We start from the raw sequence: 23,700 nt of genomic DNA on the forward strand, positions 1-23,700 counted from the left end.
CTAGATGGTAACACATTCCCCAGGGGGTCAGCGATCATCTGATCCGGGACGGTTCGGCGTTTTGAGCGCCGGTGTCTATGGGGTGAATTTTTTCTTGAAGGATCGGCTCTGGCCGATAGCTCGCTATGACATTGTATTTGACAGACTTGAATGCAGACGCACCGGCGCGGCCGGTGCTGGGCGTGGTTCCTGGACGAAGCACTGCGGGGGGCTGGGGGGTCTACCGCAACATCTTCAAGCGCATCGTCGACCTCGCCCTGGTGCTGCTCAGCGCGCCGTTCAGCGTTCCGCTGATCGCCTTTCTCGCGCTTCTGGTGGCGCTCGACGGCCACAAGCCGTTCTACACGCAGCTCCGCGTCGGCCGGAACGGCCGCTATTTCCGGATCTGGAAGCTGCGGACCATGGTGCCCGATGCGGACCGCATCCTCGAAGCCTACCTGGTCCGCAATCCCGCCGCACGGCGGGAATGGGACGCCACCCAGAAGCTGAAGCACGACCCCCGGATCACCCGGGTCGGCAAGGTGCTGCGCAAGCTCTCGCTCGACGAGTTGCCGCAGCTCTTCAACGTCTTCAACGGCACCATGTCGCTGGTCGGACCGCGGCCGATGATGGTCGCCCAGCAGCTGTTCTATCCGGGTCAGGCCTATTACCGGCTGCGTCCCGGGATCACCGGCCTGTGGCAGGTCTCGGACCGCAACGACTGCGATTTCGTGGGCCGGGTCGGGTATGACGATCTTTACGATCAGGAACTGTCGCTGCGGACCGATCTCGGCGTTCTGGTCCGGACCGTTTCGGTCGTGGTGCGCGCCACAGGGTATTGAGTCCCGAGGACGCCCCGGCCTTCCCCGGTAGATCGTCCGACCGTTCCCGAGTAGAAAACCCGGGCAGGCCCCCAAGGCCTGCCTTCTCGCGTCTATACCGGAAGCCCTGATCAGAGGACCTGTCCCGTGCCAGCCCCGATCCGCCTTGTCGCCACAGCCGCCCTGCTGAGTGCCAGCCTGATGCTCTCGGCCTGCCAATCCTCCGAGGAGAAGGCCGAGGCGCATTACCAGAATGCCCTGAGCCTGTTGCAGGACGGCGATGTCGATCGCGCCATCGTCGAACTGCGCAACGTGTTCGACGAGAACGGCCGCCACAAGGAAGCGCGTCACAAGCTGGCCGAACTGCTGCTGCAGAAGGGCAACCGGCAGCAGGCCTACAGCCAGTACCTGCGCCTGGTCGAACAATATCCCGACGATCTCGAGGCCCGGATCGCGCTGTCCGAGATCGCCTTTTCCAGCGGCCGCTGGGACGAGGTCGACCGGCACGGCAAGGCCGCCGAAGAGCTGGCGCCCGACGATCCGCGGGTGAAGGCGATCGGCCTTGCCCGGGCCTATCGCGCGGCCTCCGTCGGCGACGATGGTGCGGCGCGGCGCGACATCGCGCGCCAGGCCGATGCGCTGCTGGCTGACCAGCCGGACAACATGCTGCTGCATGTGATGATGCTCGACAATGCGGTGCGCGACCAGGACAGCACCCGCGCTCTGGCCGAAACCGACTGGCTGATCGCCCATAACCCGACCGACATCCGCACCTATCAGCAGCGGTTGCAGATCCTGGTCTCCCTCGGCGACGTGAAAGGGGCCGAGGCGCTGCTGCGCGAGATGGTCGAGAAATTCCCCAAGGACAAGGAAAACAAGGCCGCGCTGGTCCGCTTCTACCTGGCCCGCAAGGATCTCGACGGCGCCGAGGCCTTCCTGCGCGACCTGGCCGCCGCCTCGGATCCCGAGGATGCGGGTCCGACGGTCGACCTGATCAGGTTCCTGTCCGAACTGCGCGGCCCCGAGGCCGCCCAGGCCGCGGTCGCCCAGGCGATCGCCGAACGGCCCGACCCGGTCCCGTTCCAGGTGATCGGCGCCGGGCTCGATTTCGAGGCTGGCCGCCGCGACCAGGCGATCTCCACGCTCGAGACGATCCTGACCGAGGCCGAGCCCTCCGAGGAAACCCGCAACATCAAGGTCGCGCTGGCCCGGATGCTGCTGGCCACCGGCAACGAGGTCGGGGCGCGCAAGCGGGTCGAGGAGGTTCTGGCCGAGGATCCCGCCCAGCCCGAAGCGCTGAAGATGCAGGCCACCTGGCAGATCCTGGCCGACCAGACCGATGAGGCCATCGCCGGGCTGCGTACCGCGCTCGACCATGCCGCGAACGACTCGCAGGCGATGACGCTGATGGCCGAGGCCTATATCCGCTCGGGCCGCCCCGAACTGGCGAACGACTATCTCTCGCTCGCGGTCGACGCCTCGGGCAAGGCTCCGGCCGAAACGCTCCGCTATGCCCGGGTTCTGATCGGCGACGACCGCCTGCAGCCCGCCGAGGACATCCTGCTGGCCGCGCTCCGGCTGGCGCCCGACAACCGCGATCTTCTGACCACGCTGGGCCGTCTCTACCTGCAGATGGAGGATTTCGGCCGGGCCCAGCATGTGGCCGATACGCTCCGGCGGCTTGGCGACGAGGCCGCGGTCAGTGCCGCCAACCAGATCGAGGCCGAGCGTCTGAACCGCCAGAGCGGCACCGACGAGGCGATTTCCTATCTCGAACAGCTTGCCGGCACGGCCGATGCCAGCCTGTCTTCGAAGGTTGCGCTGATCCGCGCCCGCCTCGCGACCGGCGATGTCGATGCGGCGCTGACGCTGGCGCAGGAGCTGCGCAAGGACAACCCCGGGGACGACACCATCGCTGTGGTGCTGGCCACCACCTACGGGGCGAAGGGCGAGCTCGACCAGGCCGCCGGGATCTATCAGGATCTGCTGAAGGCCGATCCGAACCGGCCCGGGATCTGGCTTGACCTGTCGAACCTGCAGATGCGCCAGGGCGACCGCGCCGCGGCCGCCGAGTCGATCGGCAAGGGGCTCGAGCAGGCCCCCGAAGACCCGCGGCTGCTCTGGGCGAAGGCCTCGATGCTGGAACAGGACGGCGATGTCGACGGGGCCATCGGGATCTACGAGACGCTCTATCAGCGCAATTCCTCCTCGCTGGTGGTGGCCAACAACCTCGCCAGCCTGCTCGCGACCTATCGCGACGATGCCGAAAGCCTCGACCGGGCCTGGACCGTCGCCCGCCGGTTCCGCGACACCCAGATCCCGGCGATGCAGGACACCTATGGCTGGATCGCCCAGCGGCGCGGCGAAAGCACCGAGGCGCTGCCCTATCTCGAGGCCGCGGCCAAGGGGCTGCCCGGGGACCCGCTGATCCGCTATCACCTGGGGCAGGCCTATATGGCCCTGTCGCGGTCGGCCGATGCGCTGGAACAGTTCCGCAAGGCGATCGAGATCGCCGGACCCGCCGACCAGCGGCCGCAGATCGAGGACGCCCGCCAGCAGATCGAGGCGCTCAGCGCCGCGGCCCCGGCCGAAAACTGATCTCGGGGCCGTCCGGGCGCGGGGCAACCCGGCCCGGACGGTCCCCCGGACTGTGTCACCGGCACGTCATTCCCCGGACATCTCGGCGCGGATCGGCAATCTTCACTTTTCCCTGAGCCGCTTTGCCGACAAGAATGGCCGCAAAACAGGCAGGAAAGCGGAAGATCATGCTGTATTTGAAACGGATCCTTTCCGGCATCGTGCTGATTCTGGCGGCGACGGCGGCACTGGCACAGCAGGAATACCGGGTCCGGCCCGGCGACACTCTGGCCATCGAGGTGCTGGAGGATGCCACCCTCAACCGGACGGCCATCGTCCTGCCGGACGGCCGGTTCAGCTTCCCCTTCGCCGGCACCATTCCGGCGGCGGGCCGCACCGTGGGCGAGATCCAGAGCGCGGTCACCCAGGCCATCGCCTCGAATTTCGCGGTCTCTCCCAATGTCTTCGTCTCGGTCCAGCCCGGAGCGGTCTCGCCCTATGCGGGCCCGGCCACGGAAGGCATCGACGTCTTCTTCCTGGGCGAGGTGAACACGCCCGGTCTGGTCCAGGTCGCCAGCGGCACCACCTTCCTGCAGGCCCTGGCCCAAAGCGGCGGGCTGACCCGCTTTGCCGCGACCAAGCGCATCCAGCTGCGCCGGACCGACCCGCAGACCAATGTGCAGAAGGTGTATCAGATCGATTACAAGTCCCTCAGCCGGGGCGCCGTTCTGGCCAAGGACATCCGGCTTCTGGACGGGGACGTGATCCTGGTTCCGGAGCGGCGCCTGTTCGAGTGATCCGGTGAGGCCGCGCAGGACATACCGGCTGACGGGCGGGCTCGCGGCGGCGGGCCTCGTCCTTTTCTGCGCCGCCCCCGCCGCCCCGCAGGACGCGGGCGGGCTCGAGGCCAGGCTGCGCTTTTCCCAGCGGCTGACCCAGGAAGACAGCACGCTCAGCACCACCACCGGGCTGGGCGTCACGCTGTCCAGCCGGACCCGCACCGAAACCTTCCTGTTCAGCGTCGACAGCGGCCTCGAACAGGATTTCGACGGCAGTTCCATGGTCCAGAAGGACCCCCGCGTGATGCTGTCCTATGGCCGGGAAAGCATCTCGAGCGCGCTCAGCACCGATTTCAGCTACAGCAGGACCGATGTCGACTCGATCTCGGAGGACGACGATCTCGCCGACGGCGTCCTCGAACTGGATGAGGGGTTGCTTCAGCGCTATTCCGGCAAGCTTTTCCTCGAGCTTGGCCGCGATGCCCCGTTCGGCGCCACCGTCGATCTGGGCTATTCCGCCAAGGTCTATTCTGAAACCTCCAATTCGGGCCTGCTCGACGAGGAAAAGGCCAATGCGACGCTCGCGCTGCGGTTCGACCTCGATCCGCGGATCACGGCCGGGCTGCGCAGCTCGATCAGCGAGACCGACCGCGACGATCCCGGCCAGGATGTCCGGTCGGAATCGGTCGGCGGAACGCTTGGCTTCGGCGTCACCCAGACCCTGAGCGCCGATGCCTATCTCGGCTATTCCCGGGTGACCGAAACCGTGCCCGGGCTGCCGGACGACATCCAGAAGGGGCTGGCCTACACCCTGTCCTTCACCGAGCAGCGCCCGAATGGCGATCTGTCGGGCAGCCTCAGTTCGGATATCGACGAGGCCGGCCGGCGCACCATCGCCCGGATCGACCGCAACCTCGAGCTGCCAGGCGGCGCCTTGCGGGCCGGGGTCGGGGTCAGCACCTCCGAGGACGACACCCTGCGCCCGCTTCTCAGCTTTGCCTATAACCATGGACTTCCGCGCGGCACCTTCGGCATGAAGCTCGATCAGGCCTTTTCGACCGATTCCGACGGCGAAGAGGCGCTGAACTCGAATTTCGGCGTCACCTACCGGCAGGAACTGACGCCGCTTTCCAGCCTGCAGGCCGGGCTGATCCTGCGCGATACCGATTTCGTCTCCGATGATGACAGCGACAAGCGCAAGCTCCAGCTCGATCTGGTCTATCGCCATTCGCTTGCCCAGGACTGGAATGTGGTCGGCGGCTACAGCCACAGCATTTCCGACCGCTCGAGCGACGACCGCGAATACTCCAGCAAGGTCTTCATCGGGCTGGAGAAAGCCACGCAATGGCGCTTCTGAAGCGCGGTCGGCCGGTCCTGATCGGGCTGATCGCCCTCTGTGCCGCGATTGAACTGGTGCTGTCGCTGTCCGATGCCGGGCTGTTGCCGCCCCGGCTGCGGGCGCTGGCCTATGATTACGGCGGGTTCTGGCCGGGGCTTCTGGGCAACTGGAAACCGAACTATCCGGCCCAGCCCTATGCGATGTTCGTCACCTACAGCGTCCTGCATGGCGGCCCGGCGCATCTTGCGGTCAACATGATCACGCTCTGGTCGCTGGGCTGCGCGGTGCTGGACCGGGTCGGGGCCTGGCGCTTCGCGCTGCTTTACGGCGCCTCGATCCTCGGAGGGGCGGCGGGCTTCGCGCTGCTGGCCCCGGACCTGCGGCCGATGGTGGGGGCTTCGGGGGCGCTCTTCGGGCTGGCGGGCGGGCTGATCGCCTGGGCCTCGCTCGACCGCGTCACCTATCGCGAGACGCTCTGGCCGGTGATCCGGGCCGTGCTGCTGCTCTTGGGGCTGAATCTGGTCCTGTGGTGGGCGATGCATGGCATGCTTGCCTGGCAGACCCATCTGGGCGGCTTTCTGGCCGGCGCGCTCTGCGCACTGGCACTGGACCGCCGCGCGCTCGGCCCCGAGGCCTCCTGACCGCCCTCCGAAGAAAGGCGGCCTCCGCCCCCGCCAGACAGCCCGGAAGGAGCACCGATTCCGGGACAGAAGAGCCCCCGGGACGTCCGGTTGTGAAACCGGAGCCCGCCCCTTTTATTGATTTCCAGGTGGCAAAATGCTACCTTTCCAGAGGCGCAGGAGGATCGCATGGCCCAGTCCGTGAAACTCTCAGATGACGTGATGGCCGCGGTCCGCCGCGAGGCCGAGTTGCAGAGCAGGTCGGTCGCGGGCCAGTTGTCGCACTGGGTCCGGCTCGGACGCGCGATCGAACAGTCGGGCGCCTACGATCATGCGCGTGTGACGGCCGCGCTCGATGGCCGCCTCGACACGGTCGAGCTCCGGGAAGAGGAGGCGATCGCCTGGCTGGACGCCTTCACCGAGAAAATGTCCGAGCCATCTGCGACAGAGCAGGCCTTCTTCTCGAAACGGCGCAAGCTCGGCCGGGGGGTCGGTCTCGATGCGGCCGGAAACCTCATTCATGCCGGGCCTGACGCGGCAGCGTGAGACCCAGTCTCATCCTGCTCGCCGGTCCGAACGGGTCGGGAAAATCCACGCTCTACCGGACCCGGGTCGCTCCGAGCTTTGCCGGGCCCTTCGTCAACGCGGACCTGATCCAGCGGGACGAGCTGAAAGACGCCTCGATGGAGGCGTCCTACAAGGCGGCAAAGATCGCCGCCGCCCGCCGGGCCAGCCTTCTGGAGGCCCGCCAGAGCTTCGCGACCGAAACGGTCTTCTCCCACCCCTCGAAGCTGGACATCGTCACGGAGGCCCGGGCCCGCGGTTATATGGTCATCGTCATGCATGTCGGTGTGGATCACCCGAACCTCTCCGTCGCCCGCGTACAGGCCCGGACCGGGGAAGGGGGCCATGACGTGCCCGAGGAAAAGATCCGGGATCGTTACGCGAGAGGCCAGCCCCTGATCCGGCAGGCCGTGCTCCGGGCAGACCGGGGGATGGTCTTCGACAACTCGAGGCTCAACGAGCCTCCGCGCCTCGTGCTGCTCTTTGCCGCCGGGCGTCTTGTCCGGGCCGAACCGGTGCTGCCGAACTGGGTCTTGTCCGGCTATGCCGCGGATCTCGTGATGTGAGCGCGTCAGATTTGGCCATTCATCCCGAATAGAGCCGCCAACCAAATAAACATAATAATCCTTATTGGACCTCTGATTGTACGCGCAAAGTTAAAGTGTCCCACATCTGCCCCAACAAGAACAGGCAGAGAGAGGTCATGGGATGGGCTTTGATGAGCGAGCGCGAGCTGAACCGGGTCGAGGTGTTGAGCCAGGTGACGCAGGGCCTGTTGACCGCGGCGGGCGCAGCGACGGTCTTTCCCGCCACGTTTCAGACGACGGCCTCGATCTCGGCCCTGCCGAGGGCCGGGGCGTGGTTCATGATGGCGATGCGGATGGGGATCTCGGGGCATGATCCGTTCGCCAAGAGTGATCCGGTTCATCTGCGCCTCGACGCGACTTCGGATGTGGTCGCCCGACCATCGCTTCCAGAGTGTCTTGCCGAAGCGCTGCGTCGCTCGAAGGATCTCGTTGCGACTGATGGCGGCCGGGCAATCCGGTTTCCAGGGGCGCCCGTTCCGGCGGATCGGGACGATCAGAGCAGCGCCCCGTTCAAGGATCGCGGCATGGCAGCGGCGCGTGTCATAGGCGCCATCTGCCGTGACTGTGGCGATCTCTTCGTCTGGCGGGATCTGATAGAGCAGATCAGGCAGGACCGGACTGTCGCCTTGTCGGCTGACCAAACCGAGCCATCCGTGGACCAACGGTCAGGTCGGGCGCATGAACCGAACGATCAGGGATGCCACCGTCAAGCGGGACCACGACAACAGCCATGATCAACTGCGCACGCACCTTGCCGACTTCATGGCCGCCTGCAACTTCGCCCGCAGGCTCAAGGCACTCAGCGGCCTCACGCCCTACGAATACCTCTGCAAAGTCTGGACTTCAGAGCCAGACAGATTCATCGTCAACCCGATCCACCAGATGCCGGGACTGAACACCTAGGCCTCCAGCGCCGCCGCCACCCGCTCGAGCCCCAGCGCCAGAACCGCCGCCGCCCGCTCGCGGGTGTCGGCCTCGGCATAGACGCGGAATTCGGGGGCGTTGCCCGAGGGGCGCAGATGCAGGATCTCGCCGCTTTCGAAGCTGACACGCAGCCCGTCGGTGCGGTCGCAACCCGCCTCGCGGCCGAACGGAGCGAAGAAGGCGGCCCGGGCCTCGACCGAACCTTCAAGCCGGGACAGCAGTGCCGCCGACACCTCGGGCGCCACCTCCTGCAGCCGGTCGGCCGCGGTGTGCCGCGCGGGCAGCGCCGCCACCAGCCCCGCAACCCCACCCGCTGCCCGGGCGGTTGCCAGCACAGCCACCAGCGGCAGCATCGCATCCCGCGTCATCAGCGGCGCAAGCGGCCCGGCCGGACCCCGGGCGGCAAAGCCCAGGAGAAAGCCGCCATTGGCCTCGAAGCCCACCACCCGGGCGGCCGGATCGGCGGCAAGGATCTCGTCCATCGCCGCGATCACGAAGGGCGAGCCGATCCGGGTCAGCCGCACCGTTCCGAACTCGGGCAGCCGGGTCACCAGGCTGTTCGACGAAACCGGGGTACAGACTGCCTCGGCCCCCAGCGCCCGGGCGGTGATCGTCCCCAGGATGTCGCCCGGCACAATCCGGCCCGCGGCATCGGTCAGCATCGGCCGATCGGCATCGCCATCGGTCGAGACCAGCGCATCGAGCCCCTGCCCCGCGCACCAGTCTGCCAGCATCGCCCGGGTTCCGGCATCGACGGCCTCGGTATCGACCGGCACGAAGCTGTCCGAGGGGGCCAACGGTACCGGCTCGGCCCCGAGCGCACGCAAGATTTCGACCAGGGTTTCGCGCGCGACCGAGGAATGCTGGTAGACCCCGACCCTGAGCCCGGCCAAAGCGGCGGCGCCGAAGGCCTGCACGTAGCGCGCGACATAGGCCGCCCCCGCCTCCGGCGCGAAGCTCCGCGTCCCCTGCCCCATCGCGGAGCCGGGCCGGTCCAGCGCCTGCCCGATGGCTGCCTCGTCCGCCTTGGATATCTCGCCCGAGGGCAGGTAGAATTTCAGCCCGTTGCGGTCGGCCGGGATATGGCTGCCGGTGACCATGATCGCGGCCGCCCCCGGCCCTTCCTCACCCTGCCCCATCGCGGCCAGCGCCAGCGCCGGGGTCGGCAGCGCGCCGCAATCGACCGCCTCGCGCCCGGCGGAGCAAATCGCGGCCATCACGTCTTCGGCGATCCTGGGCGACGAGGCGCGCAGATCGCGCCCGACAAGGACCCGGGGGCCCGCCGGACAGGCCGCCAGGAAGGCCCGGACATAGGCGCCCACCAGATCGGGGGTCAGCTCGCTGACCAGCCCCCGCAGACCGCTGGTTCCGAATTTCGGTGCCATTCTCGTCCTTCCTTCCCAGCCCCCTGCCCCGGCAAGGCGGCACGGATCATCCGTAGGGGTGCAGATCCTCAAGCCCCCGGCCGTCCTGCAAGGCGGCATAGATCTCGGCCGCATGCCCGGCCTTGGCCGCCCAGGTGTAATGCGCCACGGCATGGGCCTCGGCCCGGCGCGCCATCTCGGCATGGGCCTCGGGCGCCTCAAGGCAGGCTTCCATCGCGGCGCGATAGTCCCGCACCAGCCCCTCCAGCGGCTGCAGCGCGATGCGCACGCCCCGCGCTTCGGCGGCAAGGTGGCCGGGCGCCCCGTAATCGGTGACAAGGCAGACCATGCCCGAGGCCATGGCCTCGATCACGACGCCCGCCCCCAGCTCGCGGATCGAGGGGAAGACGAAGACATCCGACTGCCGCATTGCCTGGGCCACCTCGACCTGACTCCGGCGGCCCTCGAAGATCACCCGATCTCCGGCCCCGGCCTCGGCCACCATCGCCTCGAGCCGCGGCCGTTCGGGCCCGTCGCCCACGACATGAAGCAGATGCGGCTTCAGCCTCTCGGAGCCGATGAAGGCCCGCACCGCCACCTCGGGCACCTTGTAGGGCACGAGCCGCCCGGCAAAGAGAAAGCGCCGGGGCCCCTCGCCCGCCAGCACCGGCCGCCGCCCCCGGCTGTGGAACATCTCGGGATCGAAGCCGATCTCGGGGAAGTTCACGATCCGGTCCGAAAGCCGCCGCGGCAGATCGGCGATCGTATGCGGGAAGGCGGCGAGGATCGCCGCCGCCCCGGTGAAGGTTGAGCGCGCGAAGGGCAGGAAACGGTAAAGATCGCGCAGCCCCCGCAGCCGCTCGCGCTCGCGCTTCTGCTCGCCGCGAAAGGCCGCGGGCCAGTCGAGATTGCCGTTCAGCGGACCAAGCACGAAGGGCTGGCGGATCCGGCCCGCGATATAGGAGGGCTGGGTCGGCGACATCGGCGTGATCCGATGCACGATGTCGAAATGCCCTGCATCGAGATCCGCCCGGAACCGGCGCAGGGCCTGCCATTCGAAGGCGATATAGGGCGGATAGGCCATGATCTGGTTGGTCGACCAGGCGACCTCGCTGCCGCCCCTGAGCAGCCGCGCCAGCCGGTACATCCGCGCCGCGATCCATTCATTGTCGATATAGACCACCGGGCAGCCCATATCCCCGGCCGCCTCGATATTCTCGCGGTTGCGGATATGGGTCGCCAGCGTCACATCGGCGACCCCGGCCAGCGCCCGGGCATATTTGTAGCCGACCACCGGCAGCGACGGCCATTCGGGATTGCAGCTTTCGGCCAGGACCAGAACGCGCGGCCTGTCTGTTGTCGTCACGATCGCTGTCTCCGGATGAAAGGCCCAAAGGGTGCCCCAATGCGGGACCTGCTCAGCATAGCCGCTCCGCCCGCCAGGAGGCCAGCGACAGACCAGTCAGCTGTTCCAGCCGCGGGATCTGGGGATGGAATCGCTCGGCCAGCAGCTGGCGCGTGGCGGGCTCCATCGGCGGCGGCTCATGCGCCCTGCCCGCCCCGGCTGGGAGTACCCGTTGGCGCAGCGCCGCCCGCAGCGGATCGGGCAGAAGCCGCCGCAGCGCCCAGAGCGGTCCCATCCGGCCGCGCAGCCGCTGCGCCCCGGCCGCCGCCCCCAGCGCGTCGAAATGCGCGCTCGAGACGTTCCGCGCCTCGGCCCCGCCGCCGAAGGCCGCCTCGGGCAGCGGATCGAGGCCGAGAAACCCGGTGATCCGGCGCAGCGTGGCGCGCGGGTCGTCGCGGAAGTCCTCGAAGGTCAGGAACAGGAAACGATCGCGCGGAAACTGCGCCAGATAGGTCTCGATCTGCAGCACATAATCGCTGCCTGCGAGGCAAAGCTCGGGCGTATCGGGGAAATGCGCGTTGAAAGGCGCCAGCGCCTTTTCGCGGGGGGCCGCCAGGGCATGACGCTCGGGCAGGATGAAGTCCTCGAAGCGGCGATGCACGGCATAGTCGCGGGTGCCGTTCTGATAGTTCTTCACCAGCTGGACATAGAAGGAATAGGCCCGCGCCACCGGCTCGCGCAGGACATAGATGAACTGCGCCCCCGGCGCATGGCGGGCGATCCGGGCGGCGGTGTCGGGGAAAAGCGGCGCATGCGAATAAAGCGTCGAGGCCTCGCCCACGCGCTGGCCCGGCCGCGCCCCGGCAAACAGCGCCGAATAGGTCTCTATTCCGGCCGAATAAAGGTCGTCGCGCGCGAAGAATTCAGGCTCTTTCGGGGTCGGCATGAAGACATCGGGATGCTGTTCGAGCAGCGCGAAGATGCTGGTCGTCCCGGCCTTGGCTGCGCCGATGATGAAGAAATCGGGAAGCGTCATGTCTGGTCTCCTCGCCCGGCAGGGGCGGCCGGGTGAAACGGCGAACGCCGAACCTGGGCCATGGCTAGACCGCCCGGTCCGGATCGAAGATCGCGGCGCGCTCGGCCTCGATCCCGGCCACGGCCCGCGCCCGCCCGACCCGAAGCGCCCGGCGCTGATAGGCCCGGATGAAGGCCACGAGCCCTGCATCCGGGTGGCGGGCTGCACCGCTGAGCCAGGCGCCGAGATAGCCCTGCATCATCGCCAGCCCGCCCAGCACGTAAGGCGGCTCGAACCCGCGGAAGACGCAGGTCGCCGCGAAATACAGCGGGTCCGACCCCATGTAATGCTGCCCGAAGCCGTGCCGCCGGCGCCCGGTATAGATCGAGCTCTGGGACGAGCCCATCGGCCGCAGATGCTCGAAATTCAGGTCGGGATGGTCCCAGCTGACCGCGATCCAGCCCAGCTGGCGCGCCTTGTGGCAGTCGATCGCATCCCACATCACCGCGCGCACGAAGCCGCCGATCTGACGGAAACAGGCGCTGCGGTAGAACTTGGTCATGCCCACCGACATCTCGTCGCCGCGCCGCTCGGACACCAGCGCGCCGCCGCGCCGGATATAGGGCTTGCCCGAACAGGTGCCGATCCGGGGTTCGGCCTCCATCCGCTCGATCAGGGTCTCGAAATAGCGCGGCGGCAGGTCGAGATCGAGATCGAGCTTGCACAGATAGGGAAAGGCCCCCGGCTCGACCCGGTCGAGCCCGGCATAGAAGGCCTCGATCACCCCCGGCCCCACCGCCCGCTGGCCGCGATCGGGCTTGGCCACGATCTCGATCCAGGGGCAGGCAGCAGCGTATTCGGCCAGGATCTTCGGCGTCTCGTCGGTCGAGCCGTCATCGACGATCACCCATTTCGCCGGGCGCAGGCTTTGGGCCAGCACGCTGTCGAGCGTCCGGCGCATATGCGCCGCCTCGTCCCGGCAGGGTGAAATCAGGACATAGGCGCGGGACGGATCGGACATCGGACCATGGGACAATCGAAAAAAACTGCGGCCTGTATAAGCCGAACCGTACGAAATCGCAAAACGCAGACGCCCTGCATTGCCCGCTTTTTTCAAGCCCCCCGCAGTTGTGTCGAAAGCCCCCCTCGGCCATCTCTCGACCGAGAGCCGGACCGGAACCGACTGTCTTGCGGGCTTTCGCCGACCGGCGCAGGCAGGGTCCGTGTTGTGCTGTACAGGTCCGGCATGAGCCTGCGTTACCGCCCCGAAATCGACGGCCTGCGAACCGTCGCCGTCCTGTCGGTGCCGATCTATCATGCCGAGTTTTCCCTCAGCGGCCATCCGGTGCTGAAGGGCGGGTTCCTCGGGGTCGACGTCTTCTTCGTGATCTCGGGTTTCCTGATCACCTCGCTCATCCTGACCGAATGGGACCGGACCGGCCGGTTCTCGATCCTGAATTTCCACGAATGCCGGGCGCGGCGGATCCTGCCTGCGCTGTTCACGGCGATGTTCGCCTCGATCCCCGCGGCCTGGGCGATCCTCTACCCCCGGCAGATGATCGACTTCGTCTGGTCTCTGGCCGCCTCCCTCGGCTTCGTCTCGAACTATTTCTGGTACGATCTTCTGGGCTCCTACGGGGCCGCCGCCGACGCGCTTCACCCGTTCCTGCACACCTGGTCGCTGGCGGTCGAAGAACAGTTCCACATCTTCTTCCCGCTTCTGGTGGCGACCGTTCTGGCGCGCTCGGGCCGGCTGCTGCTGCCGGTCCTGGCCGAGATCCTTACCCGGCTGGACTGGTCTCTGTCCTTCTACGGGCGACAGAGCCGGGCCTGGGAACTTGCGGCGGGCGCGCTGACCGCTACCGCGGGCGAAGCCGGATCCTAGGCCGGTTCCCCCTTTCCTTTCGAGGCCCGGCAGCTGTGGTTCGCCCCCGCCCCCCCCCGGCTCGCGGGTGCTGATCCTGGGCGGTTCCCATGCCAAGGGCCGGTTCAACGCGCTCGTGCTCAATCCCGATCTCCATGGCGGGATCGGGCTGGCGCGGTTCGGCACAAGTGCCAAAATCCCCGCCGATCAGATGGAGGCCCTGCTTGCTGCGCCCAGTCTGGCCGCGGGCAAGACCGTTGTCCTCACGACAGGCAGCGCCGAATACAAGCCGATCGAGGGGATGCCGGTCTTCGACTGGTACCTGCGCCGCAACCGGACCACCGTCGATCCCGAAGCGCTCGGACGGCTGGCCTGGAGTTGCCGCAAGCCGCAAATTTCTGCGATCAATGACCGGATTGCCGCCATCGGCCGGACCGAAGGTGTCGCCGTTGTGGACAAGATCGGACCGATCTGCGATGCGCCGCGTCAAAGCTGTGCCGCGATGACCGATGACGGGTACAAGACCTTCTACGATTACGGACATTCCACCCTGGAAGGTGCAGCCTGTTTCGGCCGCCGACTGCATGCGCTCGGAGGTCTCCCCTTCTGACGAAAGGACATTGCCTTGCGACCCGACTTTCTCCTGATCGGTGCCATGAAATGCGGCACGTCCACGGTGTCCGCCTATCTCGAGGATCATCCCGAGGTCTTCATGCTGCCGGGCCGGGAGCCGAACTTCTTCAGCCATGACGAGGTCCATGACCGCGGCGCGGACTGGTACGAAGGACTTTTCGACGGGGCGGCAGGCGCGCGCCGGATCGGCGAAGGATCGAACGATTATGCCTCGGGGCTGATGTATCCCGACACCGCCGCCCGGATCGCCGCCTATGCCCCCGAGATGCGGCTGATCTACATGGTGCGCGACCCGGTGGCCCGGCTTGCCTCGGCCTGGGTGCAGAACCGGGTGGACCAGGGCGACCAGGTGCCGCCGACGCTTGAACGGGCGGTGCGCGAGATGCCCGACCGGTATCTCGGACAGAGCCTCTACTGGCACAACCTTCAGCTTTACCGGGCGCATTTCCCCGACGACCGGATCTTCGTCGGCTTCATGGAGGATCTGAAGACCGACCGCTTCGTTTTCTTCGCGCGGCTTTGCGGTTTTCTGGGGATCGAGCCGCTTGCCGAGATCCCGCGCGGCCATGTCAATCCGAGCCGGGGCAAGGCGGTGCCAGGGCAGCTTTATTCCGCCCTGAACGCGCTGCCGGGCATCGGCCGGCTGAAGGCGCTGGCGCCGAAAGGGCTGCGCAGCACGGTCAAGACCCGGCTGCTGAGCCGCCGCATCGGCGAGGCGCCCGAGATTTCTGCCGCTCTGCGCCGCGAGCTGGCCGAGCGGCTGGGTCCGGACAGCCGGGCGTTTCTGGCCCATTGCGGCCGTCCGGCCGATTTCTGGGGCCTCTAGCCGTCCCTCGGGACCGCGTCCTCCCGTCCGGCGGGGTCCCTGCCCCGCCGACGCTCAGTCCCGGATATAGCGCTTGCGGAACACGATGTAGCGGTTGCCGAGGAAGTTGAAGATCATCCCCGCCGCGATCCCGATCATCGCCGAGACCTGCAGCCCGTAGGACCCGGTCAGGACCTTGTGGCTGAGCCACAGCGCCACCGCGTAATTCACCGCAAGCCCCACCATCGAGGCCCCGACGAAGCCCAGGAACTGCCGGCCCGCATGGCGCCCGCGCGCATAGCTGAAGGTGAACCGGCGGTTCAGCAGGAAATTGGTCACGAGGCTTACCCCGATCCCGCCCGCCAGACAGATCCAGGGCGCGAGCCCGGCCAGCTGCAGCCCCGACAGCACCGCCAGATTCACGACGACGCCGCTGGCACCGACCACCAGGAATTGCAGCAGGTACATCGCATTGGCGAAGCGGAAGAGGTAAAGCCGCCGCAGGTGCTGGATGTATTTCAGCTGCTCCTTCAGGGTCAGCTTGCTTTCCCCGAAGCGGCGGTCGGAAAACTCGATCGGCACTTCGCCGACATTTTCCATGCCGCATTTCACGATCAGCTCCAGCGCGATCTTGTAGCCCACCGGGTTCAGCCCCCGCGCCGCATCGAAATCGGCCTTGCGCAGCGCGAAAAAGCCCGACATCGGGTCGCGCACCTTGGTCAGCGGCCGCGCCAGCCATGTGGCAATGGCACTGTTCAGCCAGCGGAAGAGCCCCCAGTCGTCATCGGTCGAGCCTCCCGGCACATAGCGCGAGCCGATCGCGAATTGCTGGCCCGAGGCGAGCCCGAGAATCATCTGCGGAATCGCGTCGACCGGATGGCTCAGATCGCAATCCATGCAGACCAGCACCGGATGGCGGGCGGCGCGAAACCCGTCGAGCACCGCCGGGCTGAGCCCGCGGTCGCGGGTGCGCACGACGATCCGCGCCCAGTCGAAGCCGCTGGCCGCCACCGCCTCGACGCTGCCGTCGCGGCTGTCATCATCCATGAACAGCACTTCCAGCGTCAGGTCGTAGTCCCGCCGCAGCCGGTCCAGCTCGGCCAGCAGATGCGGAATATTCTCGGCTTCGCGATAGGTCGGGACAATCACGCTGATCCCGGTATTGATCCTGATCTGGGCCAGATCCGCGCCCGTACGCATTGACACCCCCCGATTACCCCCGACAACGCACCGTCCCGCAAGCTCTCTCCTGCAGGCCCCCGGCCACGGTCCCGAGCTTGGACCGCCCTGCCCTTTTGCGTCAATCGGCCTGCCACCGGCCCGGATTTTCGCATGCGAAAATCCGGCGGACTGTGTCGATGCGGTGCCGGTGCCCCCCTTTTCGCAGGCCCTCTGCCGCCCCTGCGGGCAGCATTCGCTTGAGATCGCGCCCCATCTCGATAGCAATTGACCGGGGCGCGGCCGCAGCCGCGCGGTCGGGGGATCGTTCGGGGGGGACCGATGACACAGACGGACATGCAGGCCCGGAGCCTGCCACGCGGCCTCTGGGCCGTGCTCGGCCTGCTGGCGCTGGAGATGCTGGCGCTCAGCGTGAGCTACAAGCATGCGATCGACTTCACCTGTCTGGCCAACTGGCCGCACCGGGTCTGCAGCGGCGCCAGCGGCCTGATGGTCAGCGCCTTCACGACACTTGGCGCGCTGGCGATCCTGGCGATGCTGGCCCGGCGCGCCTTCGCCGACCTTCTGGCCGAGGCCCGCCCAGCCCTTCTGCCCCTGGCGCTGAACCTTGCGGGGCTCGCGGCGATGAGCGTGCCGATCCTCTTCCTGCGCGAAGGTTCGGGCACCGCCTCGCTGGCGCCGACGCTGGCCTTCTGGGCGCTGGGGCTCGGGCTCGGCGGGCTCGGCACGGCCCGGATGCTGGCCCCGCCCGAGCGCTGGCGGCACTTCCTGCGCGCCACGGGCTGGACGCTCGGTGCGGTGGTCGTGGCCGGGCTCGCGGCGCCGGGTCTGGCGATCCGGCTGCGCCCGCTCTGGCGGTTCGACACCGTCACCGACACGACCTTCGCGCTGGTCTCGCGGGGGATGGATCTGCTCGGCTACGAGGTCGATGCCGACCCGGCCGCCAAGATCATCGGCCGGGGCAATTTTCATATCGACATCGCCCCGGTCTGTTCCGGCATCGAGGGCATGGCTCTGGTCACGCTTTTCGTGCTGCTCTACCTCGCGCTCTTCCGCCACGAGCTGCGCTTTCCCAGGGCGCTGATCCTGTTGCCGGTGGGGATACTGGTCAGCGCCGCGCTCAACGTGGTGCGGATCGTGGCACTGCTGGCCATCGGGCTGTCGGGGCATCCCGACCTGGCCGTGGGCGGATTTCACAGCCATGCCGGATGGCTGATGTTCACCTGCATCGCGCTGGGGCTGATCGCGCTGGCCCAGGGCCTGCCCGCGCTGCGCCGCGACCCCGAACCGGTTGCCCCTGCCCGGCCAATGACAGACCGGCCCGCGCCGGACCGGCCCTCCCTGCCGCCGCTGCACCGCGACCCGGCCGCAGCCCGGATCCTGCCCTTCGCCGTCTTCATGCTGACCGCGCTGGTCGCCTCGACCGTGTCGCAGGCCCCCGGCATGCTCTACCCGATCCGCGCGCTGGTCCTCGGGGCCGCCGTGGCGCTGTTCTGGCCGATCTATGCCCGGCTCGACTGGCGCGCCGATCCGGTGGCGATCGGGGCCGGGCTTTTGATCGGGGCCGTCTGGGTGCTGATCCCCGTCGCACCCGCCGAAAGCCCGCCCTATGGCGCGCTGACCGGCACGGCGCTGATGCTGTGGTATCTGCTGCGCGGGGTCGGCACGGTGCTGCTGGTGCCGCTGGTCGAGGAACTCTTCTTCCGCGACTATCTCGAGGGCAAGCTGCGGATCGGGCAGGGCAGGGCCTGGAGCGTCTTCGCGGCCCTGGTCTCGGCCGGGGCCTTTGCCGCGCTTCATGACCGCTGGGCCGAGGCGCTGGCGGCGGGGCTGGTGCTGTCCTGGATCTGCCGCAGGCGCGGCCGCGTCGGCGATGCGATCCTCGCCCATGCCGTGGCCAATGCCACGGTCTATGCCGCCGCCCTGGCCAGCGGCCGGCTCGAGATCATCTGAGCGGGCCGCGCGCGGCCAGGAAGGCCTCCAGCGCCTCGGCCAGTTCGGGCCCGACGCCCTCGCCCGAAAGCACAAGCCGCCCCTTGCGCGCCTCGAGCCTAATCCCCGGTGCGACCTCGCGGCCGCGCGGGGCCGCGGCGGCAGGCGCCTTGCGCAGCGCCCGCTCGATCAACCGGCGTTCGGCTTCGGCATCGGCGGGCGGAGCCTTTGCCAGCGCGGCGCTCAGCCGGGCGGCAAGATCGGGATCGGCCTTCAGCCCGGCCACAATCGCCAGCCCCAGCTTTTCGGGAATCGCGGTCGGAAAGCGCAGCGCCGGCCCCAGCGCCCGATGCAGCGCCACGAAGGACAGGATCTTCGACCGCCGGGCAGGGGGCGCATTGCCGAACAGCCCCTTCACCGCCGCAGCCGGATCGGCGAACAGCCCCATCCGCACCGCCTCGGCGACCAGACGGCCGCGTTCGTAGAAGGACAGATCGGTCCGGATCTCGTTTTCCTCGACCATGGCCAGATAGGCCTCGGCCGCGCCCTCGGGGCTGCGCAGAAGGCACAGAACCTGCCCGAACCGCGGCTCGCCGGTCTCGGCGGCCAGATCGCTCAGCGCCGCCAGCCGCCGCGCTCCGGAAATCAGCCCGTACCGGCCCTGGCCCAGATCGGTCACCTCGATCGGGGTCTGCTGGCCGCGGGCGGCCAGGCTCGCCTTCAGCGCGGCCATGTCCTCGGCGTCGTGATGCATCCGGTCGCGCAACAGATGCCCGGCCTCGATCGCCTCAAGCGGCAGCGACAGCACCATCCGCCCCTCGCGCCGGGCGGCCGAGACCTCGTCGGCCAGTTGCTCCAGCGCGGCCTGGCTGGCCGAGGCGGCGGCAATCTCGGCCACCGGCGGACGCGAAAGGACGGGCATCGGTCCCGGCGGAACGCCGGGGGTCTCTTCAGTCGGACCGGTAAGCGGAGACAGGCGTTTGCGTCGGGCCATGCGGGGTCTTCCTTCGGCGAAAGGGCAGGTCAGGGGCGGGCGGTCATTCCGCCGCGGCGGTCCGGGCGGTCTCTTCGCGGCGCCAGATCCCGTACAGCAGCGTCTTGAAGGCGGCATAGGTCGCATCGAAGGTGGCCCGCCCCCGGGCATAGGTCTCGCGGTTGAAATCGCGGTAATCGGCCTCGTAGATGCCGTTCACCTGTTCCCCGGCCTGACCGATCAGCGCGGTGAAATCCTGCCGGTGGGGCGACAGGACCTGCCCCATATAGGCCTGGATCAGCCCGGCCATCTCGGCCTGCTGCCCGGCATCAAAGCGGGTCATCACCGCCCGGACCGCATCCCATTCGAAATGCAGCTCCTCGCGCCCCAGCGCCCGGGCGGCGACATTCTCGCCCTCCTCGATCGAGGCGAAGGTCGCATGCAGCATGTCGAAGAAGCGCCCCGTGGAATCGAATTCCAGGAAGGAGGCGCCGAAAGGCACCAGCAGGATATCGGCCGCCGCCAGCCCGTTGATGGTCAGATAGCCAAGTGCGGGCGGGGTATCGAGGAACACCAGATCATAGGCATCGAGGACGCCGTCCTCGGCCAGCACGTCGGTCAGCGCATCCCAGAGCCGCCAGCCGCGCGACTGCATCCGCCAGACCGGGATCTGGAACTCGGACCAGTACAGGTTCAGCTGCGCCCCGATCAGGTCGATATTGGGCCAGTGGGTCTTGCGGATCAGATCGGGCGCTTTCAGCTTCAGCGCCTCGGTCAGGGTGTCGTCGAAGGGCAGGGGGGGCTCGCCCCGGTCGAGCCTGCGCTGGTTGTCGGCGCGCAGCGTGGTCGCGTAATGCCGCGCCAGCAGCGGGAAGACGGTCTGCCATTCATCCTCGATCTGGCCCCCGAAGATCGAGGTCATCGAACCCTGGCTGTCGAGGTCGATCACCAGCACCCGGTAGCCGTCGAGCGCGGCCGACATCGCCAGATGCGCGCAGGTCGAGGTTTTGCCCACCCCGCCCTTGAAATTGGCAACCGCCACGATCTTGGCCGGCAGGTCCTTCGGCCGGTAGGGCAGATAGTTCTTGGCCTTCGAGCCCTCGGCGCCGAAATGCGCCCGCAGCCGGAGCACCTCGTCGAGGGTGAACCATTTCGCGCCCCCCTCGCTTTCGCTCTGGCCCTGGGGCAGGTCGGGGTTCTGGCGCAGCACCCGGCGGAAATGGGCAGGGGCCACCGGGATCAGATAGCGGGTGATTTCCCAGGTCGAAAACAGCCGCAGACGGCGCGCTCCGGTCTCGTCGAGCCCGCGCGAGGCCAGATCCTGGCGGCCCCTCCGGCAGGCCTCTGCCACGGCGGCGAAGCCGGGCGTGTCGGCGGGCGTGCCCAGAAGCTCTGCCGCCCGGTCCGGAGAGATGTTCAGATAAGGGGGGATGTCGTCCCTGCTCATGGCTGCCCTGCCCGATATGCCGCTTTTTCTTCAATGTACGGCAAAAGGCGGCACATGTAACCCGAAATCGCACATGGGCTCTTCAGGGCCCTTTTTCCATAGCTGCAATCGGGTGCTGTCAGGGGATCGGACGGGGGGCAGGGGCCCGGCGATTTTTTTTTAGTTAGATAATCCGTTAGTATAGGTTACAGGATTTGCCCATTCGCGCAACCTTATAGAATTGCTAGAAATTTTGGCCCTTCCCGGAGCCTGCCCGACTCTGAACCCCCGAAAGACCGACTCTGAACCCACGTTCGGGCGATTCCGAAGCCACGATCTGCGGCTGGACGGGGCGGTTTGTGGATAAGTAGTCTGGGCGTCAATGAAACGACGAATCCCGGCAACAGGGATCGGAAGGGCGATGCGGGCAGTTCAACAGGGACCGGGCGGACAGACCGGCGGCGGCATGGCTGCGGCTGCGATCGGCGATTTCTTCGTCTGCGATTTTCTGGGCCCGAGTCCCAAGCACGATATCGCGGCGATGGAGCATCCGCTGTTTTCGCTGTCGACCCGGCCCGACCGGCGGATCCTCGATTACGAACATAACGGGGTGCGGGTGACGATCACGCCTTCGGTCCGGGGCCGGGCCACGATCTTCGACGCCGATATCCTGATCTTCTGCATCAGCCAGCTGATGGCCGCGCTGAATGCCGGAAGGCCGACTTCGCGACATCTGACGCTGACCGCCCATGATCTGCTGCTGGCCACCAACCGCGAGACCAGCGGTGACAGCTACAAACGCCTCCGCGAGGCTTTCGAGCGGCTGGTCGGCACCCGCATCACCACCAATATCGCCACCGGCGATGTCGAGACCACGACCGGCTTCGGGCTGATCGACAGCTGGGAAATCGTGCGCCGGACCCGGGCCGGGCGGATGGTGTCGGTTTCGGTCACGCTCAGCGAATGGCTTTATCGCGCGGTGCTGGCGAAATCGGTGCTGACGCTCAGCCGCGACTATTTCCAGCTGCGCAAGCCGCTCGAGCGGCGGATCTACGAACTGGCGCGCAAGCATTGCGGGCGTCAGCCCGAATGGCGGATCTCGATCCCGGTGCTGTGGAAGAAGACCGGATCTGCCAGCCCGGTGCGGGTGTTCCGCGCCATGGTGCGCGAGATCCTGCGCGAGGACCGGCTGCCCGAATACCGCCTGGCCGAGGAGCCGGGCGACATTCTTTGCGTGCGGCGCCGCGACGAGGTGATCGAACGAGGGGGGGCGCCGGACGGGCCGCCCCCGGTGCTGTCGCCCGAGGCGCTCGAGACGGCGCGGGCGCGGATGCCCGGCGCCGATGTCTATGCGCTCGAGGCACAATGGCGCGGGGTCTGGGCCGCCAGCGGCCGGCCGCGCATCCGCCAGCCCGACCGCGCCTTCCTGGCCTGGATCGAAAAGCGCCGCAACGAAGACTGAGGCGTGGGGGCGGCTCAGCTCCGGTCGTAGATGTCCTGATAGCGGACGATGTCGTCCTCGCCCAGATAGGCCCCGGTCTGCACCTCGATCAGATACATCGGCAGCTTGCCCGGATTGGCCATCCGGTGGACGGTGCCAAGCGGGATGTAGACCGACTGGTTCTCGGTCACCAGCCGGACCTCCTCGCCGATGGTGACCTCGGCCGTGCCCGAGACCACGATCCAGTGTTCCGAGCGGTGATGGTGGCTTTGCAGGCTCAGCACGCCGCCCGGCTTGACCATGATCCGCTTCACCTGGAAGCGGGTGCCCAGACAGAGGGTCTCGTACCAGCCCCAGGGCCGGTGGAACCGGGGATACTGGTCGGCCTGTGCGACCCCGTCGGCGCGCAGCGTCTCGACCACGGTCTTGACCTCCTGGGCGCGGGACTTGTCGGCGACCAGCACCGCGTCGCGCATCGCCACCGCGACCACGCCCTCGAGCCCGAGCCCGACAAGCTGCATGCTCTCATCCTCGGACCGCAGATAGCTGTCGCGGCAATCGATCGCCGTCACCGCCCCGTCGGCCACCACCCCGGCCGCATCCGGTCCCGCCGCCGCCCAGAGCGCGTCCCAGGAGCCGAGATCGGACCAGCCGCCCTCGAGCGGCACCGCCATCACCCGGCTGGCCTTTTCCATCACCGCATAGTCGAAGGAAATCGCCCGCGCCCCGGCATAGGCCGCCTCGGCCAGCCGGAAGAAGCCCAGATCGGTCTGCCCTTCGGCGATGGCCGCGCGGCAGGGCGCCAGCAGTTCGGGGGCGTGGGTTTCGAAGGCCGCGATGGCGTCGGCGGCGCGAAAGAGGAAGATCCCCGCATTCCAGAGATAGGTGCCCGCCGCCAGCATCTCCCGGGCGGTGGCAAGGTCGGGCTTCTCGCGAAAACTGGCCAGCGGGACCGGCGTGGCGCCTGCGGGCGGCGCGGTCAGCTCGAGATAGCCATAGCCGGTCTCGGGCCGGTCCGGGGTGATGCCGAAGGTCACCAGCGCGCCGTCGCGGGCAGGGGGACATCCGGCCTCGACCGCGGCCAGGAAGGCGGGCAGGTCGGCGATGACGTGATCGGAGGGCGCGACCAGCATCAGCGCCTCGGGATCGTCCCGCTCCAGCAGAAGGGCGGCCGCCAGGATCGCCGGGGCGGTGTCGCGCCCCAGCGGCTCGACCACCACCCGCGCGTCGCTCAGCCCGATCGCGGCCGCCTGTTCGGTCGCCATGAAGCGGAACTCGTTGCCGGTCATCACCAGCGGGGCCGCGAAGCCGCCGCCCGAGAACCGCCGCAAGGTGCGCTGATAGAGACTTTCGCGCCCGATCAGCGGGGCGAACTGCTTGGGATAGGCCTTGCGCGAGGACGGCCAGAGCCGGGTCCCCGACCCGCCGCACAGGATGACTGGATGGATCACGTCCGGCTCCCCTTGCCATTGACTGCGGGCAGCAAACACGCGGAGGCCCCCCGGGGCAAGGCCCCGCGCGCCCGCAGCCGGG

General features: G+C 67.9%; 20 protein-coding genes and 2 pseudogenes. 13 read left to right on the plus strand and 9 right to left on the minus strand.

The annotated features are described in order from the left end of the window. The first annotated feature begins 146 nt into the window (after positions 1 to 146). From DSD19_RS11960 to DSD19_RS11990, 7 genes are all read left to right on the plus strand, one after another. Entirely contained in the window at positions 147 to 821 is a 675-nt protein-coding gene (locus DSD19_RS11960; RefSeq protein ID WP_243627932.1) for a sugar transferase, read from the plus strand. A 126-nt stretch (positions 822 to 947) separates the two neighbouring features. Beyond that, positions 948 to 3,398 (plus strand): tetratricopeptide repeat protein, encoded by a 2,451-nt coding sequence (locus DSD19_RS11965; protein WP_243627935.1) that lies wholly within the window; start codon positions 948 to 950, stop codon positions 3,396 to 3,398. Between the two features lie 167 nt (positions 3,399 to 3,565). Next, the gene (locus DSD19_RS11970) at positions 3,566 to 4,174 is read left to right on the plus strand and encodes a polysaccharide biosynthesis/export family protein (RefSeq protein WP_075787855.1); all 609 of its coding nucleotides are present in this window, start codon (positions 3,566 to 3,568) and stop codon (positions 4,172 to 4,174) included. Positions 4,175 to 4,178: 4 nt separating this feature from the next. Beyond that, positions 4,179 to 5,513 carry a hypothetical protein gene (locus tag DSD19_RS11975; RefSeq protein WP_113669739.1) on the plus strand — a complete coding sequence of 445 codons (1,335 nt, stop codon included), beginning with the start codon at positions 4,179 to 4,181 and terminating at the stop codon, positions 5,511 to 5,513. After that, a complete protein-coding gene (locus tag DSD19_RS11980; RefSeq protein WP_075787808.1) occupies positions 5,501 to 6,136 on the plus strand; it encodes a rhomboid family intramembrane serine protease in 636 nt (211 codons plus the stop codon). The genes DSD19_RS11975 and DSD19_RS11980 overlap by 13 nt, the downstream gene beginning before the upstream one ends. A gap of 168 nt (positions 6,137 to 6,304) precedes the next feature. Then, a complete protein-coding gene (locus DSD19_RS11985) occupies positions 6,305 to 6,661 on the plus strand; it encodes a hypothetical protein (protein WP_113669740.1) in 357 nt (118 codons plus the stop codon). Next, a complete protein-coding gene (locus DSD19_RS11990) occupies positions 6,658 to 7,245 on the plus strand; it encodes a zeta toxin family protein (RefSeq protein ID WP_113669741.1) in 588 nt (195 codons plus the stop codon). Before DSD19_RS11985 ends, DSD19_RS11990 begins: the two co-directional genes overlap by 4 nt. Positions 7,246 to 7,495: 250 nt before the next feature. Here DSD19_RS11990 and DSD19_RS11995 read toward each other — a convergent pair. Next, positions 7,496 to 7,901: pseudogene (locus DSD19_RS11995) on the minus strand (transposase); the annotation flags it as partial. Between DSD19_RS11995 and DSD19_RS12000 the strand changes: the two are divergent. After that, positions 7,897 to 8,169: pseudogene (locus DSD19_RS12000) on the plus strand (integrase core domain-containing protein); the annotation flags it as partial. The pseudogenes DSD19_RS11995 and DSD19_RS12000 sit on opposite strands and share 5 nt — an antisense overlap. Here the strand turns inward: DSD19_RS12000 and DSD19_RS12005 are convergent. From DSD19_RS12005 to DSD19_RS12020, 4 genes are all read right to left on the minus strand, one after another. Continuing rightward, complete coding sequence (locus DSD19_RS12005; RefSeq protein ID WP_113669742.1) at positions 8,166 to 9,575, minus strand: phosphomannomutase; 1,410 nt, start codon at positions 9,573 to 9,575, stop codon at positions 8,166 to 8,168. The pseudogene DSD19_RS12000 and the gene DSD19_RS12005 sit on opposite strands and share 4 nt — an antisense overlap. 46 nt (positions 9,576 to 9,621) lie before the next feature. Then, the gene (locus DSD19_RS12010) at positions 9,622 to 10,920 is read right to left on the minus strand and encodes a glycosyltransferase family 4 protein (RefSeq protein WP_113669743.1); all 1,299 of its coding nucleotides are present in this window, start codon (positions 10,918 to 10,920) and stop codon (positions 9,622 to 9,624) included. A gap of 52 nt (positions 10,921 to 10,972) precedes the next feature. Continuing rightward, positions 10,973 to 11,935, minus strand: coding sequence for a sulfotransferase domain-containing protein (locus DSD19_RS12015; RefSeq protein ID WP_165828117.1), 963 nt, complete (start codon positions 11,933 to 11,935; stop codon positions 10,973 to 10,975). 64 nt (positions 11,936 to 11,999) lie between these two features. Continuing rightward, positions 12,000 to 12,935, minus strand: a complete 936-nt coding sequence (locus DSD19_RS12020) for a glycosyltransferase family A protein (RefSeq protein WP_113669745.1) — start codon at positions 12,933 to 12,935, stop codon at positions 12,000 to 12,002. 225 nt (positions 12,936 to 13,160) lie between these two features. Here DSD19_RS12020 and DSD19_RS12025 point away from each other — a divergent pair, with 225 nt between their 5' ends. The 3 genes from DSD19_RS12025 (at position 13,161) to DSD19_RS12035 (ending at position 15,237) form a co-directional block, all read left to right on the plus strand. Further along, a complete protein-coding gene (locus DSD19_RS12025) occupies positions 13,161 to 13,799 on the plus strand; it encodes an acyltransferase (protein ID WP_165828118.1) in 639 nt (212 codons plus the stop codon). A 67-nt stretch (positions 13,800 to 13,866) separates the two neighbouring features. Continuing rightward, positions 13,867 to 14,388, plus strand: a complete 522-nt coding sequence (locus DSD19_RS12030) for a hypothetical protein (protein WP_113669747.1) — start codon at positions 13,867 to 13,869, stop codon at positions 14,386 to 14,388. A 15-nt stretch (positions 14,389 to 14,403) separates the two neighbouring features. Further along, a complete protein-coding gene (locus DSD19_RS12035; RefSeq protein WP_113669748.1) occupies positions 14,404 to 15,237 on the plus strand; it encodes a sulfotransferase domain-containing protein in 834 nt (277 codons plus the stop codon). A gap of 54 nt (positions 15,238 to 15,291) precedes the next feature. On the opposite strand, the gene DSD19_RS21455 is transcribed toward DSD19_RS12035, so the two are convergent. After that, complete coding sequence (locus DSD19_RS21455) at positions 15,292 to 16,416, minus strand: glycosyltransferase family 2 protein (RefSeq protein ID WP_165828119.1); 1,125 nt, start codon at positions 16,414 to 16,416, stop codon at positions 15,292 to 15,294. Positions 16,417 to 16,716: 300 nt separating this feature from the next. On the opposite strand from DSD19_RS21455, the gene xrtE reads away from it, so the two are divergent. Beyond that, positions 16,717 to 18,348 carry an exosortase E/protease, VPEID-CTERM system gene (xrtE, locus tag DSD19_RS12045; protein ID WP_113669749.1) on the plus strand — a complete coding sequence of 544 codons (1,632 nt, stop codon included), beginning with the start codon at positions 16,717 to 16,719 and terminating at the stop codon, positions 18,346 to 18,348. Here xrtE and DSD19_RS12050 read toward each other — a convergent pair. Both DSD19_RS12050 and DSD19_RS12055 read right to left on the minus strand, forming a co-directional pair. After that, positions 18,341 to 19,225 (minus strand): ParB N-terminal domain-containing protein, encoded by an 885-nt coding sequence (locus DSD19_RS12050; RefSeq protein WP_243627936.1) that lies wholly within the window; start codon positions 19,223 to 19,225, stop codon positions 18,341 to 18,343. The two genes, xrtE and DSD19_RS12050, sit on opposite strands and share 8 nt — an antisense overlap. Before the next feature lie 139 nt (positions 19,226 to 19,364). Next, positions 19,365 to 20,747 carry an AAA family ATPase gene (locus DSD19_RS12055; RefSeq protein WP_113669751.1) on the minus strand — a complete coding sequence of 461 codons (1,383 nt, stop codon included), beginning with the start codon at positions 20,745 to 20,747 and terminating at the stop codon, positions 19,365 to 19,367. A 445-nt stretch (positions 20,748 to 21,192) separates the two neighbouring features. On the opposite strand from DSD19_RS12055, the gene DSD19_RS12060 reads away from it, so the two are divergent. After that, on the plus strand, positions 21,193 to 22,188 hold the full coding sequence (locus tag DSD19_RS12060) for a replication initiator protein A (protein WP_075787840.1): 996 nt from the start codon (positions 21,193 to 21,195) through the stop codon (positions 22,186 to 22,188). A gap of 14 nt (positions 22,189 to 22,202) precedes the next feature. Here DSD19_RS12060 and DSD19_RS12065 read toward each other — a convergent pair whose 3' ends face one another. After that, entirely contained in the window at positions 22,203 to 23,618 is a 1,416-nt protein-coding gene (locus tag DSD19_RS12065; RefSeq protein ID WP_113669752.1) for a mannose-1-phosphate guanylyltransferase/mannose-6-phosphate isomerase, read from the minus strand. Between the last annotated feature and the right edge of the window lie 82 nt (positions 23,619 to 23,700).

Source organism: Rhodovulum sp. BSW8, assembly GCF_003314725.1.
Lineage (GTDB): Bacteria > Pseudomonadota > Alphaproteobacteria > Rhodobacterales > Rhodobacteraceae > Rhodovulum > Rhodovulum visakhapatnamense.

Excerpts from the sequence above, each read along its gene's own strand:
- DSD19_RS11970 (WP_075787855.1), top strand. The coding sequence starts at position 3,566 with ATGCTGTATTTGAAACGGATCCTTTCCGGCATCGTGCTGATTCTGGCG.
- DSD19_RS11980 (WP_075787808.1), top strand. The coding sequence starts at position 5,501 with ATGGCGCTTCTGAAGCGCGGTCGGCCGGTCCTGATCGGGCTGATCGCC.
- DSD19_RS11985 (WP_113669740.1), top strand. The coding sequence starts at position 6,305 with ATGGCCCAGTCCGTGAAACTCTCAGATGACGTGATGGCCGCGGTCCGC.
- DSD19_RS12005 (WP_113669742.1), bottom strand. The coding sequence starts at position 9,575 with ATGGCACCGAAATTCGGAACCAGCGGTCTGCGGGGGCTGGTCAGCGAG.
- DSD19_RS12015 (WP_165828117.1), bottom strand. The coding sequence starts at position 11,935 with ATGACGCTTCCCGATTTCTTCATCATCGGCGCAGCCAAGGCCGGGACG.
- DSD19_RS12020 (WP_113669745.1), bottom strand. The coding sequence starts at position 12,935 with ATGTCCGATCCGTCCCGCGCCTATGTCCTGATTTCACCCTGCCGGGAC.
- DSD19_RS12025 (WP_165828118.1), top strand. The coding sequence starts at position 13,161 with ATGAGCCTGCGTTACCGCCCCGAAATCGACGGCCTGCGAACCGTCGCC.
- DSD19_RS21455 (WP_165828119.1), bottom strand. The coding sequence starts at position 16,416 with ATGCGTACGGGCGCGGATCTGGCCCAGATCAGGATCAATACCGGGATC.
- xrtE (WP_113669749.1), top strand. The coding sequence starts at position 16,717 with ATGACACAGACGGACATGCAGGCCCGGAGCCTGCCACGCGGCCTCTGG.
- DSD19_RS12055 (WP_113669751.1), bottom strand. The coding sequence starts at position 20,747 with ATGAGCAGGGACGACATCCCCCCTTATCTGAACATCTCTCCGGACCGG.
- DSD19_RS12060 (WP_075787840.1), top strand. The coding sequence starts at position 21,193 with ATGGCTGCGGCTGCGATCGGCGATTTCTTCGTCTGCGATTTTCTGGGC.